At 62.9% G+C, this 14343-nt stretch carries 15 protein-coding genes and 1 tRNA gene; 11 read left to right on the forward strand and 5 right to left on the reverse strand.

Going from position 1 to position 14343, the window contains the following annotated elements:
- Nucleotides 1–16: 16 nt before the first annotated feature.
- From murI to LA343_RS04970, 5 genes are all read left to right on the forward strand, one after another.
- Nucleotides 17–844 (forward strand): glutamate racemase, encoded by an 828-nt coding sequence (gene murI / locus LA343_RS04950; protein ID WP_039910876.1) that lies wholly within the window; start codon nucleotides 17–19, stop codon nucleotides 842–844.
- Nucleotides 845–962: 118 nt separating this feature from the next.
- The gene (locus tag LA343_RS04955) at nucleotides 963–1760 is read left to right on the forward strand and encodes an MBL fold metallo-hydrolase (protein WP_025402249.1); all 798 of its coding nucleotides are present in this window, start codon (nucleotides 963–965) and stop codon (nucleotides 1758–1760) included.
- 75 nt (nucleotides 1761–1835) lie between these two features.
- Nucleotides 1836–2606 (forward strand): ribonuclease PH, encoded by a 771-nt coding sequence (gene rph, locus LA343_RS04960; protein ID WP_025402250.1) that lies wholly within the window; start codon nucleotides 1836–1838, stop codon nucleotides 2604–2606.
- 10 nt (nucleotides 2607–2616) lie between these two features.
- Nucleotides 2617–3255, forward strand: a complete 639-nt coding sequence (locus LA343_RS04965; RefSeq protein ID WP_025402251.1) for a non-canonical purine NTP pyrophosphatase — start codon at nucleotides 2617–2619, stop codon at nucleotides 3253–3255.
- A gap of 118 nt (nucleotides 3256–3373) precedes the next feature.
- Complete coding sequence (locus LA343_RS04970; protein ID WP_025402252.1) at nucleotides 3374–4750, forward strand: amidohydrolase; 1377 nt, start codon at nucleotides 3374–3376, stop codon at nucleotides 4748–4750.
- Between the two features lie 33 nt (nucleotides 4751–4783).
- Here the strand turns inward: LA343_RS04970 and LA343_RS04975 are convergent, their stop codons facing one another.
- Nucleotides 4784–5158 (reverse strand): DUF3817 domain-containing protein, encoded by a 375-nt coding sequence (locus LA343_RS04975; protein WP_025402253.1) that lies wholly within the window; start codon nucleotides 5156–5158, stop codon nucleotides 4784–4786.
- Nucleotides 5158–5649, reverse strand: a complete 492-nt coding sequence (locus LA343_RS04980) for a hypothetical protein (protein WP_025402254.1) — start codon at nucleotides 5647–5649, stop codon at nucleotides 5158–5160. The genes LA343_RS04975 and LA343_RS04980 overlap by 1 nt, the downstream gene beginning before the upstream one ends.
- A 172-nt stretch (nucleotides 5650–5821) precedes the next feature.
- Between LA343_RS04980 and LA343_RS04985 the strand changes: the two genes are divergently transcribed.
- Nucleotides 5822–5906: transfer RNA gene (locus LA343_RS04985), tRNA-Leu, on the forward strand.
- 293 nt (nucleotides 5907–6199) lie between these two features.
- Here the strand turns inward: LA343_RS04985 and LA343_RS04990 are convergent.
- Entirely contained in the window at nucleotides 6200–6619 is a 420-nt protein-coding gene (locus tag LA343_RS04990) for a hypothetical protein (RefSeq protein ID WP_025402255.1), read from the reverse strand.
- Between the two features lie 421 nt (nucleotides 6620–7040).
- Between LA343_RS04990 and LA343_RS04995 the strand changes: the two genes are divergently transcribed.
- Nucleotides 7041–7910: a hypothetical protein gene (locus LA343_RS04995; protein ID WP_144084482.1), complete on the forward strand. Its 870-nt coding sequence runs from the start codon at nucleotides 7041–7043 to the stop codon at nucleotides 7908–7910.
- A 200-nt stretch (nucleotides 7911–8110) separates the two neighbouring features.
- Here LA343_RS04995 and bcp read toward each other — a convergent pair whose 3' ends face one another.
- Nucleotides 8111–8617 (reverse strand): thioredoxin-dependent thiol peroxidase, encoded by a 507-nt coding sequence (gene bcp / locus LA343_RS05000; protein WP_039911196.1) that lies wholly within the window; start codon nucleotides 8615–8617, stop codon nucleotides 8111–8113.
- Between the two features lie 222 nt (nucleotides 8618–8839).
- Between bcp and LA343_RS05005 the strand changes: the two genes are divergently transcribed.
- Both LA343_RS05005 and LA343_RS05010 read left to right on the forward strand, forming a co-directional pair.
- The gene (locus LA343_RS05005) at nucleotides 8840–9118 is read left to right on the forward strand and encodes a DUF3618 domain-containing protein (RefSeq protein WP_025402258.1); all 279 of its coding nucleotides are present in this window, start codon (nucleotides 8840–8842) and stop codon (nucleotides 9116–9118) included.
- A gap of 63 nt (nucleotides 9119–9181) precedes the next feature.
- The gene (locus tag LA343_RS05010; protein WP_396021878.1) at nucleotides 9182–10222 is read left to right on the forward strand and encodes an AbrB family transcriptional regulator; all 1041 of its coding nucleotides are present in this window, start codon (nucleotides 9182–9184) and stop codon (nucleotides 10220–10222) included.
- 30 nt (nucleotides 10223–10252) lie between these two features.
- Here LA343_RS05010 and LA343_RS05015 read toward each other — a convergent pair whose 3' ends face one another.
- Nucleotides 10253–11248 (reverse strand): LLM class flavin-dependent oxidoreductase, encoded by a 996-nt coding sequence (locus tag LA343_RS05015; protein ID WP_025402260.1) that lies wholly within the window; start codon nucleotides 11246–11248, stop codon nucleotides 10253–10255.
- A 183-nt stretch (nucleotides 11249–11431) separates the two neighbouring features.
- Here LA343_RS05015 and LA343_RS05020 point away from each other — a divergent pair, with 183 nt between their 5' ends.
- Together LA343_RS05020 and LA343_RS05025 are read left to right on the forward strand one after the other, a co-directional pair.
- Complete coding sequence (locus LA343_RS05020) at nucleotides 11432–13015, forward strand: glycoside hydrolase family 1 protein (protein WP_081737276.1); 1584 nt, start codon at nucleotides 11432–11434, stop codon at nucleotides 13013–13015.
- On the forward strand, nucleotides 13012–14301 hold the full coding sequence (locus tag LA343_RS05025; RefSeq protein ID WP_025402262.1) for an MFS transporter: 1290 nt from the start codon (nucleotides 13012–13014) through the stop codon (nucleotides 14299–14301). The genes LA343_RS05020 and LA343_RS05025 overlap by 4 nt, the downstream gene beginning before the upstream one ends.
- Nucleotides 14302–14343 lie beyond the last annotated feature (42 nt).

Raw genomic sequence — 14343 nt, forward strand, 5'->3', positions numbered from 1 at the left:
AGCGAGGAATGAGCACGTGATCGATGAGCCAGCAGGCAATAACGCTCCCATTGGGGTCTTCGACTCGGGCGTGGGCGGCCTGACCGTGGCCCGAGCCATCGTGGATCAGCTGCCACATGAGAACGTGGTCTACATCGGCGATACCGCCAACGCTCCCTACGGCGATAAGCCCTTGGCACGGGTGCGCGAGCTCTCCATCGCCGTGGCCGACGAGTTGGTTGATCGCGGGTGCAAGATGATCGTGGTGGCGTGCAATTCGGCGTCGTCTGCCTTTGTGCGCGATGCTCGCGAGCGCTACCCCGTGCCCGTCGTCGAGGTGATTCTGCCAGCCGTGCGCCGCGCGGTCGCAGCCACGCGCAATGGCAAGATCGGCGTGATCGGCACCTCGGCCACGGTGAACAGCCAGGCCTACCAGGACCTCTTTGCCGCCAGCCCCAACGTAGAGTCTTTCGCCCAGGCCTGCCCGCAGTTCGTGCCGTTCGTGGAGCGCGGCATCACCAGCGGCCGGCAGCTCATGGGCCTGGCGGAGAACTACCTGCAGCCGCTCAAGGACGCGGATGTGGACACCCTCGTGCTCGGCTGCACCCACTATCCACTGCTCACGGGCGTGGTGCAGCTGGTCATGGGCGATAACGTCACGCTCATCAACAGCGCCGAGGAGACCGCCAAGATGGTCTACCGCAAGCTTGCCGAAAGCGATCAGCTCGCCGACCAGGACCCGGATCGCGAGGTGACGTGGTCGTTTGAGTCCACCGGTGATCCGCAGCGTTTCGCCAACCTGGCTGGGCGTTTCCTCGGCCCGGCGATTACCTCGGTGTCTCAGATCCCCGAGTTTCTGCGCTAACACCACGCTGCTAGCACCACTCAACAGGCCGGGCTGCTACCGCGCAGTCACCGGAAAGTGGGCCAAAACAACTGCCATATCGCACTAGCGTGTCCGATTCATGGCAAAATGACCTGCTATGGAACTGGTAGTGCTGGGCTGCTCGGGCAGCGTCGAGGGACCTCAAGCACCTGCGTCTGGTTACCTCATCAAGGGTCAGGCCGGTGATGATCTTCTGCTGGACATGGGGCCGGGCGTGCTCGCCGCCATGCAGCGCGAGCCCGATATCGACCCGGCCGCCTGCCACGTGGCCCTCACCCACATCCACGCGGATCACTGCCTGGATTTCCCATCCCTGCTGGTCTGGCGCCGATTCCACCCCGCCGCCCCGGCTTCTGCCTCGCACGAGTTCATCGGGCCGAGCATCGCCTTTGAGCACTTGTCGCGCGCCGGCGCCGACGCTCCGGATGCCCCGGACGATTTCAGCGACACCTTTAATATCAGCGTCTTCACTGCCGGTTCCGGCATTTTCGACGCCACCAGGTATCCCCACGCCACCATCGGCGAGTTCACTCTCTACGCGGCCGAAGCCATTCACCCCACCGAGTCGTACATGATCCGCGTGGAAGACAAGCAGGGCCATAGCGTTGTGTACACGGGCGATACCGCGTGGACCGATAACTTGGCTGACATTGCCCACGGGGCGGACGTGTTGCTCTGCGAGGCCACCTGGGGAGAAAACGGTGACAGCAAGCCCAGCGGCATGCACATCAGCGGCGAGGATGCCGGCAAGGCAGCCGCCCGCGCCGGGGTGCGCAAGCTCATTCTCACGCACATCCCGCCGTGGGGCGACGGAGAAGGCGCAGTGCGCGGAGCCGCAAAGCACTTTGACGGCGATATCGAACTTGCCCGCCAGGGCATGCGCGTGCAGCTCTAGGAGAGCTACCCGCAAGAGCCCCGGCCGTAGGTGCTCTAGCCGAGGGGGAGGCCGTGCCGCGCTATGCTGGCGGGCATGACTTCTGTGACTGATACCGACCGAAACGTCAGCGGGAACTTCACCCGAGCCGATGGCCGTGCCACCGACGAACTGCGCCCCGTGCGCATCACCCGCGGGTTCACCTCCAACCCTGCGGGCAGCGTGCTCGTCGAGTTCGGCAACACCCGCGTGATGTGCACCGCCTCCGTGGAAGAGGGCGTGCCGCGGTTCAAGCGCGATTCCGGCGAAGGCTGGCTCACGGCCGAGTACGCCATGCTGCCCTCCAGCACTCACGAGCGTATGCCCCGCGAATCCATGAAGGGCAAGGTCAAGGGCCGCACGCACGAGATTTCCCGCCTCGTCGGCCGCGCCCTGCGCGCCGCAGTGGACCTGCGCGAATTGGGCGAGAACACCATCGCCATCGACTGCGACGTGCTGCAGGCCGATGGTGGCACCCGCACCGCCGCGATCACCGGCGCTTACGTGGCCCTCGCAGATGCCCTCGCCGTGCTTCAGGAGCGTGGCGTGGTTCCCGGCCAGCCGCTGCTGCCGCCCGTGGCCGCCGTGTCCGTGGGCATCATCGACGGCGTGCCCTGCCTGGATCTTCCCTATGAGGAGGACTCCCGCGCAGACGTAGACATGAACGTGGTCATGACCGAATCCGGACGTTTCGTGGAGATCCAGGGCACCGGGGAGCACGCTGAGTTCTCCCGCGAGGAGCTTAACCAGCTGCTCGATCTCGCGGAATCGGGTCTGCATCAGCTCATCGCTGAGCAGAAGAAGGCGCTGGCTGGAACGACCGAATAGGAGAATGACGATGCGGGTGCTGGTGGCGTCGAGAAATGCCAAAAAACTCAAGGAACTCAACCGTGTGCTCGAGGCGGCCCAGGTTACCGGGATCGAGCTGGTAGGACTGTCGGACGTGCCCGACTACCCCGAGACACCAGAGACGGGCGCGACGTTCGCCGATAACGCGCGGATCAAGACCGCCGACGGAGTTGCGCACACCGGGCTCCCCACGATCGCCGACGATTCCGGCATCGCCGTGGACGAGCTGCGTGGCATGCCGGGGATCCTGAGCGCCCGGTGGAGCGGGGCACACGGCGATGACGAGGCGAACAACCGGCTGCTGTTAGGACAGCTGGGGGATACCCCGGACGAGCGCCGCGGGGCACACTACGTGTCCGTGTGCGTGCTGCAACTGCCCGAGGACGTGGCGGCGGCCAAGGGGATGGACACCGAATACGTCGTGGAGGGAACCTGGGAGGGGCGCGTGCTGCGCGAACCTCAGGGCGACGGCGGCTTCGGCTACGACCCACTGTTCGAGCCGGGGGAAACCCCGGGGCACTCGGCGGCGGAGCTATCGCCCGAGCGGAAGGATGAGCTGAGCCACCGCGGCAAGGCGCTGGCGCAACTCGTGGAGGTGCTCCGCGAACTCTCCAATGGAGAGAGGTAAAGGCAGTGTTAAGACTGGCGGATTGAGCTGGTCTTTGGCGAGCTGATGCAGAAAAGTGCCTGTATCATGGGTGTGGTTAAGACCCCGACCAACCCCGAAAGAGGAAGGACCTGTGTCAGTGACCGCCTCCGGACACTCCGGTAGCCCCGCCAGTATCGTCGATAGCTCGACGGCGGATTTGAGTTGGCTGGAGGATGTCTACAAGCACTTCCACCAGTATCCTGAACTCTCCGGCGCCGAGGAGCAGACCGCAGCTCACATCCGTCAACAGCTGCAGTTCTATCAGGACAAGGGTTGGGAGGTAACCCCAAACATCGGCGGCTACGGCATCACCGCCGTGCTGCGTAATGGCGATGGCCCCACGGTGCTGATGCGCGCCGACTTTGATGGCCTTCCCGTGGCGGAGCACACGGACGTGGACTACGCCTCCAAGAACTCCCAGCTCAACGCATCCGGTGAGCGCGTCCCCACGATGCACGCCTGCGGCCACGACCAGCACATCACCAGCCTTCTGGGGGCCATGCGCATTCTGGATGATGTGCGGGATAAGTGGTCGGGAACGTTCATCGCACTGTTTCAGCCGGCCGAAGAAGCCTCGATTGGCGCGCACCGGATGGTCTCGGATGGGCTGGCAAACGTCATCCCGCGCCCGGATGTGTGCTTGGCACAGCACGTCATCGCGGGGCCGGCCGGCCAGGTGTATTCCGCGCCGGGGCCGGTGATGACCTCCTCGACGACCATTGAGATCACCTTGTTCGGCCGTGGTGCGCACGCATCCATGCCGGATCGCTCGATCGACCCGGTGGTGCTGGCAGCGTCTGTGATCATGAAGCTGCAGACGATCGTGTCGCGCGAAGTTCCTCCGAATAAGTTCGCAGTCATCACCGTGGCCTCCGTGGAAGCGGGCAAGGCCAACAACGTGATTCCGGATTCTGCAAAGATCGCGCTCTCGTGCCGGTTCTACGACGAGGCGCTGCGCAAGAAATGCGTGGACTCGATCAAGCGCGTGGTGCGCGCCGAGGCCATGGCCGCCGGTGCGGACCGCGATCCGCAGTTTAAGTTCGTGGGCATGCTCGGAGCTACGGATAACTCTTCTGAGGTCTACGACGTGGTGCGCCCCGCCTTCGACGAGGCTTTTGGTGAAGACTCGCTGCGCATGGAACCGTGGACGGCTTCGGAGGACTTCAGCGTGATCCCGAAGTCCTTCGGGTGCCCGTACCTGCTGTGGACCGTGGGCATTACGCCGCGGAAGCAGTGGAAGCGCGCGGAGGCGGCGAACCGCCTCAACGAGGACATTCCGACCAACCACAACCCCAGCTTCCTGCCGGATCTGTCTAGCCTGCCGGTGAGCACGCGGGCTGCGGCCGTGGGCGTGCTGTCTTGCCTCCAGGCGACGTGGGAGGAGCCTGCGGAGCCGCTGCCGCGGATGGGCGCGGTCTCGCCCACGGACGAAGAAATCGACGCCGTGTCTGTGGAGACATCGAGCGTCGATTAGGGGGTGGCGCTGGCCTGTGCTGGCCTGCGCTGGTTACTTCTTGAGCTCGTCGAGGTGGAAGGCCTTGGTGACCTCGTCGTGTCGCTTCTTCTCGACGTAGAAGCTGAGGAAGGGAACCACGCCGGCGAGGATGGTGGTGAGCCACTTGCTGGGCTCCCAGCGTGCCTTCGTGCCGAGATCCAGGCAGGTGATCGCGTACACCATGAACACCAGGCCGTGGGCGGGGCCAATGAACTCCACCCAGGAGGGTGTGTTCTCCTGGCCGAGCACGATGTATTTCATGATCATCTCGGCAACGAGGATGAGTAGCCAGATACCGGTGACGATGGCGGCGATAGAGTAGATCTTCAGCGAGCGCGCCACACGACGCTGCCGGGCGGGGTGAAGTTGCTGATTCGGGGTGGTCATCAATTGTTGTCCTTTGTGCCTGAGTCTGGGGTGGTGCCTGATTCTGGTGCTGATTCCGGTGCGGTGTCTTCGGTCGATGCGCGCCGTGCCCGGCGCCGTCGATCATCGTCGACGTCGGACCGCGAGACATCCGCAGCAGTGTGATCGCTCTTGGTCACGTCTGCCAAGAAGTCGTCTGGGATTTCCGTCATTTCGGTGCGGAGCTTCTTGGACACTGCGGCTTGGTCATCACCGAGAAGGCGGTCGCGTTCGTACTGGATGTACTTGCGGTAGCCGAAGACGAGGAACGCGCCGAAGATGGGCCACTGAATGGCGTATCCGAGGTTCTGGAAGGTGCCGCCGGAGGATTGCCAGGTGGTCCACTGCCACCAGGCGAGAGCGAGCGTGAGGATGACGCCCAAGAAGACGAAGATGTACTGGACGATGCGAACCCTCAGGGAAAAAGGCTCGTCCGAGGAAGCATCGGGGTGATGAAGTTCCTTATCGTTCACACCTGACCACTCTACCCACGCCGGATAACCGGGGGAAACTCGCTGCACTCCTGCGGCGTGCCAGTCGCGCTGGAGAGGCATCGAGTGGTTGTTTTCACTTCTGCGCAGCCGGGTTGTTACTATTGCACCAGGCCGTGCCCTCGAGGCCCTCGAGGGCGGTCGGCAGTATTCTGCGCCTGTGGCGGAATTGGCAGACGCGCTGGATTTAGGTTCCAGTGTCTTATGACGTGGGAGTTCAAGTCTCCCCAGGCGCACCACTAAAACCCCTGCTTAGCGGGGTTTTTCTCACAAAGTTCGAAAGTCCTCGTTGCTGGGCCACCTGCGTAACATCGACCGTGTAAGCATATGTGAGTCGGAGACGAGCGTATTTCATTCCCTAGTGGGATGATCCAAGTTAGGGGTCGATTAGGACGCTGGCTACTCCACCAGTGGGTCTACCGCAGCGTCACTGCTTGATTGACCGGTCCCTTTTGCTACATCGATACTCCGCGCTGCGCCCTGACGTGTTCAGCTTTAATGTACCTTGAAAAGCCCAGAGTTCGATAAGCGGCTAATTCACGGTAATGCCCGCCTCACGAGCGGTGGACGGTTTGAATGAGTCTCCCTCGCTCTCTTCTAGACTTTCCCTCCAGAGCTGTTCGAACTCAGGGATGTAGTAAGGGCTGGAAGTATCGCAGGTGGGCTCAATCGCTCCGCGAATTACCATTTGAGTTTGTCTGAAAAGATTGACACGACCAGCCTGAGTGCTATCGATTTTCGACATGATCCTGCCCGCTACGATGTCAGGGTTTTCCGTCTCCATCTTCACGCATGCGTATTCTTGAAACGCCTTGTTGCGCTGTGCTTGCGACTCCCATTCATCCGATTCGCCGCAGCCTAAGAGAGGTAGGGTTGCTGCGGCGATGACGCCTGTCATGATTGTTCTCTTACTCAGCTTCTTCGCTGTTGCATTCGTTTTCTCGGTTGGCATGTGATCAATGTAGCCCTCATCCTGGACACCGTGAGGGCTTTTGTTCGAATGTGGTTCAGCGCCGGGGGTGACCGATGTTGGAGGGATCCTTCATTCTTTCGATTGACGGAGATCCCATTTCTCGAGAGGGGATTGGCAAGAGAGTAAGCGATTCCACGACCCTGGGGAGTAGCTGGCTGACATAAGAGTAACCAATGGGGCTCATGGGGCTTGTGTGATTTCAAGGGCAAAAAGTTGTGCCTAATAACCCAAATGACAAGAAATTCTTGTGCTGTCTGGGTAGATTCTAGGCGGATGGTTTGGTCTGGCCGGCAAAACTACACGGTCGTTCAGCCTATTCCATTCCCAACGTTTCTCACAGAGGGCCAACGGGCACTGATGCCCGTGCGACCCAGTTCAGGATTCATTCCAGTTAGGACCTTTGATACCTCGTTACTCACGCATCCTCGTTGCCGGCTCACTCGCGGCAACCCTCGGCTTCGCCGCCGCGCCCGCAGTCCACGCACAAGATGCCGGGACGCCACCTGCCATGGGAGCCGGTGGCTCATCCTCCATCCTCGACAGCCTTAACACGGCCAACGAGGCACTGAATGGACCAGTGAAGGTCAAGCGCAACGCGGAAGGCCTCACCGTCACGTACACCAACGAAACCGAGAAGCCCCAGAAGTGCTCCGGGCTGGTACTGCCCTACGATCAGGTAGTTGCCAAGGGGCTCGACAAGCCGGATGGCCCCTCCGGGCTCAACCTTCTCGGCACCCTCTTTGACATCGTTAATCAGGGCAATTCCGCAGTGCTTTTCTACGAGAAGGACGCTGACGGAGTGAAGCAGCCTGCATCACTATCCGGCGCGGATGCAAAGGGTAAGGCGTCAAAGGGAACGATGGGGGCAACAACCTCCGGTCTGCTTCCCGCCACTGAACCGGGAGCAAACCGCACCTGGACCGCCACCTCGCCAGACAAGGATGCGGTCGCAGTCATCCTGTGCGACGGTTTCTTTGGCACCAACCTCACCACCTACAAGGGCATTGAGGATTCCATCTTCTTCCAGCAGGTTGGAGATCAGTTGGGATCCGCAGGATCTGTCGCCACCGGCTCGTCCGATAACCCCACCGTCGCGGGGAGCGTCACCACCAGCATTCCGGCGCTCATCTCGATCATTGAGTTCTTCAACCGGGTCGTGGAAACTTTCCAGAACTTCTTCACCGGGATCTTCGGTAACCAACTTCCCGGTTCTAGCTCCGGAGCAGGTGAGCAGCCGGAAGGCGCTACCGCTCCTGCGGGTACCAACTAGGGTTCCACCCGCGCGACCCACGCAGAGCTGGTCACAGTGCTCGATCCTTGCGTTCGATCCCCGCAGTCTCGATCCCCACAGCGTTCTACACGGACGCTGCGGAGTGCGCCCACTCCACACCCCTCACGCGTTGGCGCCGGATCGTGCGGTGGGAGCTGCGGGAGTAACAGCGGGGAGCAAAAGGACTCCCCGAGAGCTGATTAGCCCTGCAGTTCCTTGGCAATGCGGGCAACGTGGCCGGTGGCCTTCACGTTGTACTTAGCCAGCTCGATCTTGCCCTCTTCGTCGACCACGAAGGTGGAGCGGATAACGCCCTCCACGACCTTGCCGTAGTTCTTCTTCTCCCCGTATGCGCCGTACGCCTTCAGGACCGACTTCTCGGGGTCAGACAGCAGCGGGAAGGTGAGGTCGTGATCCTGCTTGAACTTCTCCAGGGCTTGGACCTTGTCGGGGGAGATGCCCACAACGTCCACGCCCTGGTTGTTGAGGTCAGTGAGGGAATCGCGGAAGTCGCAGGCCTCGGTGGTGCAGCCCGGAGTGTTGGCCTTGGGGTAGAAGTACACGATGACCTTCTTGCCCTTGTAATCGGACAGGCTCACGGAATTGCCGGAATCATCGGTCAGCGTGAAATCGGGCGCCTGCTGGCCTTCTTCCAAGCGGACGGGTTCGTTGGATGCGGAATTGTTGTCAGTAGTGTTCTCAGTCACACGATCCACTGTACGCACTTCCATCCCGCCCCTCAGCCGTGCGACCAAGTGCGACCATGGTCCAGCATGTGCACGCAAGTGCGACCAGCCAGGGCCGCGCCACAGCACATGCAAGGCCGATCTCAACCCAGCACCAACAATCCGGCGTCGATCCTCTACAATATGCGGATAGACAAACTTTCAAGATTGATCACCCACTTTTTCTGACAAGGGAGTATCTCCGTGGCCCGTAGCATCGATGCCATCCAGCGCGATATTGAGCGCACTCGCAACCAGCTGGCTAAGACCCTCGACGAGCTGTCCGTCCGCGCAGACCCTAAGAACCTCGCCGACGATGCCCGCGGCCAGGTCATGGACACCGCGAAGGACCCCAAGGTGCAGATGGTTCTCGGCGGCGTCGTCGCCGGCGTGCTGCTGCTCACCGCCCTCGCCGTGGGCTCCAAGCGCAAGGAGAAGAAGCAGATCAAGGAAATCCAGCGCCTCCTCGCCGCCACCCGCTAAGTCCGTCAGGGAATTCCCACGTTTAGCGTCGTAATCCTCAGCATCATCTCCATCGGCCTCGCCATTGCGTGCGAGGCCGTTGGAGTTCCTGCTGCCTGGATCTTTGCGTTCCTCATCGTCTTCGGCATCTACGCCATCTTCGGCGACCGCCAGGTCTCGCCCCCGCGCAAGGCCATGATCCCCTCGCAGGTGATCATCGCGCTGCTATGTACCGCGCCGTTGACGACCACCACCGTTGGCACCATCGTGTCCTACGCGGGGCCCACGATTATCTCTCTGGTCGTGACGTTGTCCGTCTGCGCGCTCGCTGCCTGGCTGCTCGTGCGCGTGCACCGCACCAGCCCCCAGACCGCTGTGCTGTCCACGCTGGCCGGCGGCGCCAGCGCCATGGTCATGCTGTCCACCGAACTGAAGGCGGACACCCGCTTCGTCACCCTCACGCAGTATCTGCGCGTGTCGATCGTGGTGCTCACGTTGCCCGCGATCGTGGGGATCCTGGGCAGTCTCGGGGGAACCTCGAGTGAGGGGAGCGTTGCGGCGTCGGATAATCAACTCCTTGACCTATCGACCAGCTGGCAGGGAGTCGTGGGCTGCCTCGTGGTCGGTTGCGCCGTGTGGGCGTTTACGAAGCTGACGAGCCGATGGTTCACGATCAGCAGCCCATACCTGCTGGTCAGTATCGCATTCGCCATGATCGCGGTGATGGTCTTCGGCGTGCCCCACGCCTTCATCACGCCAGACGGTGTGCTGGTGAAAATCGCCTACGCACTCATTGGTGTGCAGGCGGGCGGCACCCTCACGAAGGGCGCGTTGCGGCAGTTCATTAAGGCCCTGCCGATCATCATTTCGGTGATTGCGCTGATGATCGGGCTGTCGATTGTCACCGCTTTTGTGATCGCTGGGCTGTGGAATTTTCGGGTTCTCGACGCCTACCTGGCGACCGTGCCCGGCGGGATCTACGCGGTGCTCGCGTTCGCGCACGACGCGGGCTCCGCACCGATTGTGACCGTCATTCAGGTGATGCGCATGATCACCATGCTGGTCGTGGGCGCGTATGCGCCGCAGATCATCCGGCTGCTCTTTGGGCGGCAGAAGGCGCGCTAAGGATGCGCTAGGCGGGGGTACTAGGGCGTGCTAGGCGTTGTTGTCCTTGCCGTACCAGGAGTCGGCCAGCACCTCCATCGACCGCAGCGACTCCGCGGTAGACGGGGAATTGAGAGACACCATGAGCTCATCCGCCTGCGCATGCTCGGCGAAGTCGGTGAGGTAATCCGCGACCTGCTCGCCGGTGCCCACAGCGGAGTACTGCAGCATGCCGAGGATCTGCCGGCCGGCGGGGGAGTCCACGAGCAGATCGAGCTCCTCATCGGTGAGAGACTTGCCGCGAGCGGCCATGGTCTGCACACGGTTGCGCCTCACGATGCGGTTTTGCTCCTCCGCCTCCTCCTCGGAGTCGGCGGCGGTGACGTTCACAGCCGCGATGACGTAGGGCTCGGGGTGCCGCTCGCTGGGCTGATACGTCTCGCGGTACACCCGTACCGCTTGGGTGAGCGCCGCCGGGGCGAAGTGCGAGGCGAAGCTGTACGGCATGCCCAGCTGGGCGGCCAGTTGGGCGCCGAACAGGGAACTGCCGAGGATGTAGAGCGGCACGTTGGTGCCCTTGCCGGGAGTGGCCTCCACGCCGGGGATGAGGGAATCGCCGTTGAGGTAGCCGTTGAGTTCCTGCACATCCTGGGGGAAACGCTCGGCGGCGCGGGCATCGCGGCGCAGGGCGCGCAGTGTCATCTGGTCGGTGCCGGGTGCGCGGCCGAGACCAAGGTCGATGCGGCCAGGGTAAAGCTCGGCGAGGGTGCCGAACTGCTCAGCGATGACCAACGGGGCGTGGTTCGGCAGCATCACTCCGCCGGAGCCCAGGTTGATGGATTCGGTATGTGCGCCGACGTGTGCGATCAGCACCGCCGGGGCGGAGCTGGCGATGGACTTCATGTTGTGGTGCTCGGAATACCAAATGCGCCGGTAGCCGAGGCGCTCGGCGTTCTGAGCCCACTCCACGGATCGGCGGAAAGCATCGCCGGGGCGCTCGCCCTTGTACACGGTTGCGAAGTCAATGAGGGACAGTGGGATGGTCAAGGTGCGTTTTCCTTCCGGGGGCCAGTAGGTGCGTTGTGATGTGTTTTTTTGATCTACGTTTTCTACGTTTTTCGTCCGTGTGGTGGCAACGCCGGGGAGGACTGGGATATTCCGTTGGGTGAGTTGGGGGCGATTCCCGCAATGTGAGCGAATCAGCCCGCGCGGCTGGTTATGGTTTTGGCTATGAAACTGAAAGATGGTCTGCGCCGCGGTGGGGCGCTCATTGCTGGAGGCATTGTCCTCGCGGTGACGTCGCGACGAGCACTAGCGAACCGGCCGCTGCAACCTGTCACGCCACCCGAGCCGCGCCAACCGCGGACGCTACGACCGCGGTTATCGGGCGCGAGCAACCAGTCCCACAGCAATCAGTCCCACAGCGGGGAAGGGGCAGAGGTGGATCTCGCAGGCCTCCTCATCGGCACGGCCTCGGCGGCGCTGCAGATCGAGGGAGAGTGCGCCCCGAACGATTGGTCGAGGTGGGCACAGATCCCCGGTGCGATTGCCGACGGCTCCACGCCCGAACCCGCCACCCATCACTGGTCACGGTGGCGCGAGGACAACGCGCTCATGGAGCAGCTCGGTTTCCCTATAGCGCGCATCGGCCTGGAATGGGCCCGCATCGAGCCTGAACCGGGGTGCTTCGATCAGGCCGTCATCGCTCGCTACCGGGACGAGATCGCCGACCTCCAGGCGCGGGGAATCGAGCCGCTGGTGACCCTCCACCACTTCGTCAACCCCCTCTGGTTCACCGACCGTGGAGGATTCTGCACGGCAGACTCCGTGGGGATTTTTAGCCGCTACGTGCGGAAAGTCGTGGCCGAGCTCGGTGACATCGTCTCTGAATGGATCACCATCAACGAACCCAACGTGTACGCCACCCAAGCGCACCTGTTCCGCGAGGCCCCGCCCGGCAACGCATCGTGGCGCGACGCCATGCTGACCCTCCGGCACATGGCGCTGGCGCACATCGCGGCGTACCGCATCATCCACACCGAAACCCCGGGTGCCGAGGCGGGTGGGGCCTCCCGCGCGCAGCGGCGCATCCAGGTCGGCTTTGCTCACCACGCTCGCTCCTTCACACCGCTGCGTCCCCGCAACCCCATCCACCGGCTCATGACCACCATTGACCGCACATTGTTTCAAGACATCATCGCCGACGCCGCCCTCACCGGCCACTTCCACCCCCTCCTCGGCGGGCCTCGCATCAGCCGCAAAGTGGGCAGGGGCAGGTACTACGACTTCCTCGGCCTGAACTACTACTCCCGCACTGCTGTGCGCGGCATCTCGGACGGCACCCTCCCCGACGTGCCCGTCAACGATCTGGACTGGGAAATCTATCCGCGCGGCCTGGCCGAGCAAGCGGAGTGGCTGCACCGCCGTTTTGGCGCGCCTGTGTGGGTGACCGAAAACGGCACGTGTGACAATTGGGCGGCTGGGGGCGTCGTCGGGAACAAAGAAGATGCGGGATCGGAGTCCTTCCGCAGTCGGTTTATTCTGGAGCACCTGCAGGCGATCGCGGGGTCGGAGGCGCCGATTGAGCGCTATTACCACTGGTGTTTCGTGGACAATTGGGAGTGGTCAGAGGGATATTGGCCGCGGTTCGGCGTGGTCGGGATGGTCGAGGGGACGGGCGAGCGGGTGGTGAAGCCGTCCGGGCGGTTGCTGGCGGAGCTCGCGGCGACGGGGCGGATTACTCGCGAGATGTGGCGGACGTACGCGGCTGGGCAGAGTTATCCGGTGTTTCCGGGGGAGGGTGGTGTGTCGTGAGTGTGGCGGATGGGCGTTTGGAGGGGCGCGCGCCGGTATCGCGACAGTGGATCACGCGGTTCGGACTGCTCTACCTGGCGCAGAATATGTCTTGGTCCGCGCCGAGTCAGTTGCTGTTGGCGCAGCAGATTTTGGCCTGGTATCCGGAGAATAAGGAGCAGAAACTCGCGCTGCTCATGGCGATCGGCGGGGTGTGCAGCGTGGTGGGGCATCCGCTGACGGGGTGGCTATCCGATCGCACGAGAGGGCGCTGGGGCAACCGGATTCCGTGGGTATTGGGCGGAGCCGTGGTGGCTGCCGTGATGCTGGTGCTCATGCCGCTGGCGGGTGGGTTTGTGGCGCTCACTGCGTTGTGGGCGGTGTTCCAGCTGGCCATCGCTGGGTCCATTAATGCAGGTCAGGCGATACCTCCGGATGAGGTTCCGGAGAGGCAGTACGGTGTGGTCTCCGGTGTGATGGGTTTGACGTACACCTTGGCGATTGTGGTCGGCACGGGCGTGGCCGCGGCGGTACCTTTGGCGCCGGCTTATTGGATCACGGCCGCGGCGGTGGTTGTGGGCGTGGTGCAGTTCGTGGTGTTCTTTCGGCCGGGTGGTCGTTCTCGGTGTTGTGGTTCGGCTGGGTCGGTTGGCTCGGTTGGCTCGACAGGTTCGATTGGTTCGACGCCACCAGCCGCCCCCGATGCACCGGCCATTGGTGGAGCAAACGGGGGAGTGGGACGACGGTACGCGGACTTTTGGTGGGTGTTCGTGGCGCGGTTCCTCGTGACGGCAGGCAACATGGTGGCGCTGTTCTACCTCTTCTACTTCCTGCGCGATGGGATTGGCTACGCGAATCCCGACGGGGGAGTGCTGATCCTCACGGTCGTGTATGCCGTCTGTGTGGTGCTGACAGCGGTGGTGTCCGGGCGACGCTCCGATGCCAGCGGACGCCGAAAAATCTACGTCATCGTCGCCTCCCTCGGCGTGGCTGCCGCGTGCGCGATGATGGCTGTGGCCAGCACGTTTGCCGTGGTGGTGGGGGCGGCGGTTCTGCTGGGGCTGTCGTGGGGAGTGTACATGGCCGTCGATCAGGCGCTGATCAACGAAGTTCTGCCGCAGGCGGGGCAGCGCGGTCGCGACCTGGGGCTGATGAACGTGGCGGTGGCCGGGCCGAATATGGCGGCGCCGGTGTTGGCTGCGGCGTCGCTCAGCTTGCTCGGTGGCTACCCGGGGCTCTACTTGTTCGCTGGCGTGTTGAGCGCGGTGGGGGCGGTGTTGATCATGCGCGTGCGGACGGTTCGGTAGTCGGGGTTCTTTTCCGCCGACGCCACCAGCCTGTTTTTGTTG

Source organism: Corynebacterium falsenii (genome assembly GCF_020099275.1).
GTDB classification, from domain to species: domain Bacteria; phylum Actinomycetota; class Actinomycetes; order Mycobacteriales; family Mycobacteriaceae; genus Corynebacterium; species Corynebacterium falsenii.

Excerpts from the sequence above, each read along its gene's own strand:
- LA343_RS04955 (WP_025402249.1), top strand. The coding sequence starts at position 963 with ATGGAACTGGTAGTGCTGGGCTGCTCGGGCAGCGTCGAGGGACCTCAA.
- rph (WP_025402250.1), top strand. The coding sequence starts at position 1,836 with ATGACTTCTGTGACTGATACCGACCGAAACGTCAGCGGGAACTTCACC.
- LA343_RS04965 (WP_025402251.1), top strand. The coding sequence starts at position 2,617 with ATGCGGGTGCTGGTGGCGTCGAGAAATGCCAAAAAACTCAAGGAACTC.
- LA343_RS04975 (WP_025402253.1), bottom strand. The coding sequence starts at position 5,158 with ATGACCACCCCGAATCAGCAACTTCACCCCGCCCGGCAGCGTCGTGTG.
- LA343_RS04990 (WP_025402255.1), bottom strand. The coding sequence starts at position 6,619 with ATGCCAACCGAGAAAACGAATGCAACAGCGAAGAAGCTGAGTAAGAGA.
- LA343_RS05020 (WP_081737276.1), top strand. The coding sequence starts at position 11,432 with ATGAAACTGAAAGATGGTCTGCGCCGCGGTGGGGCGCTCATTGCTGGA.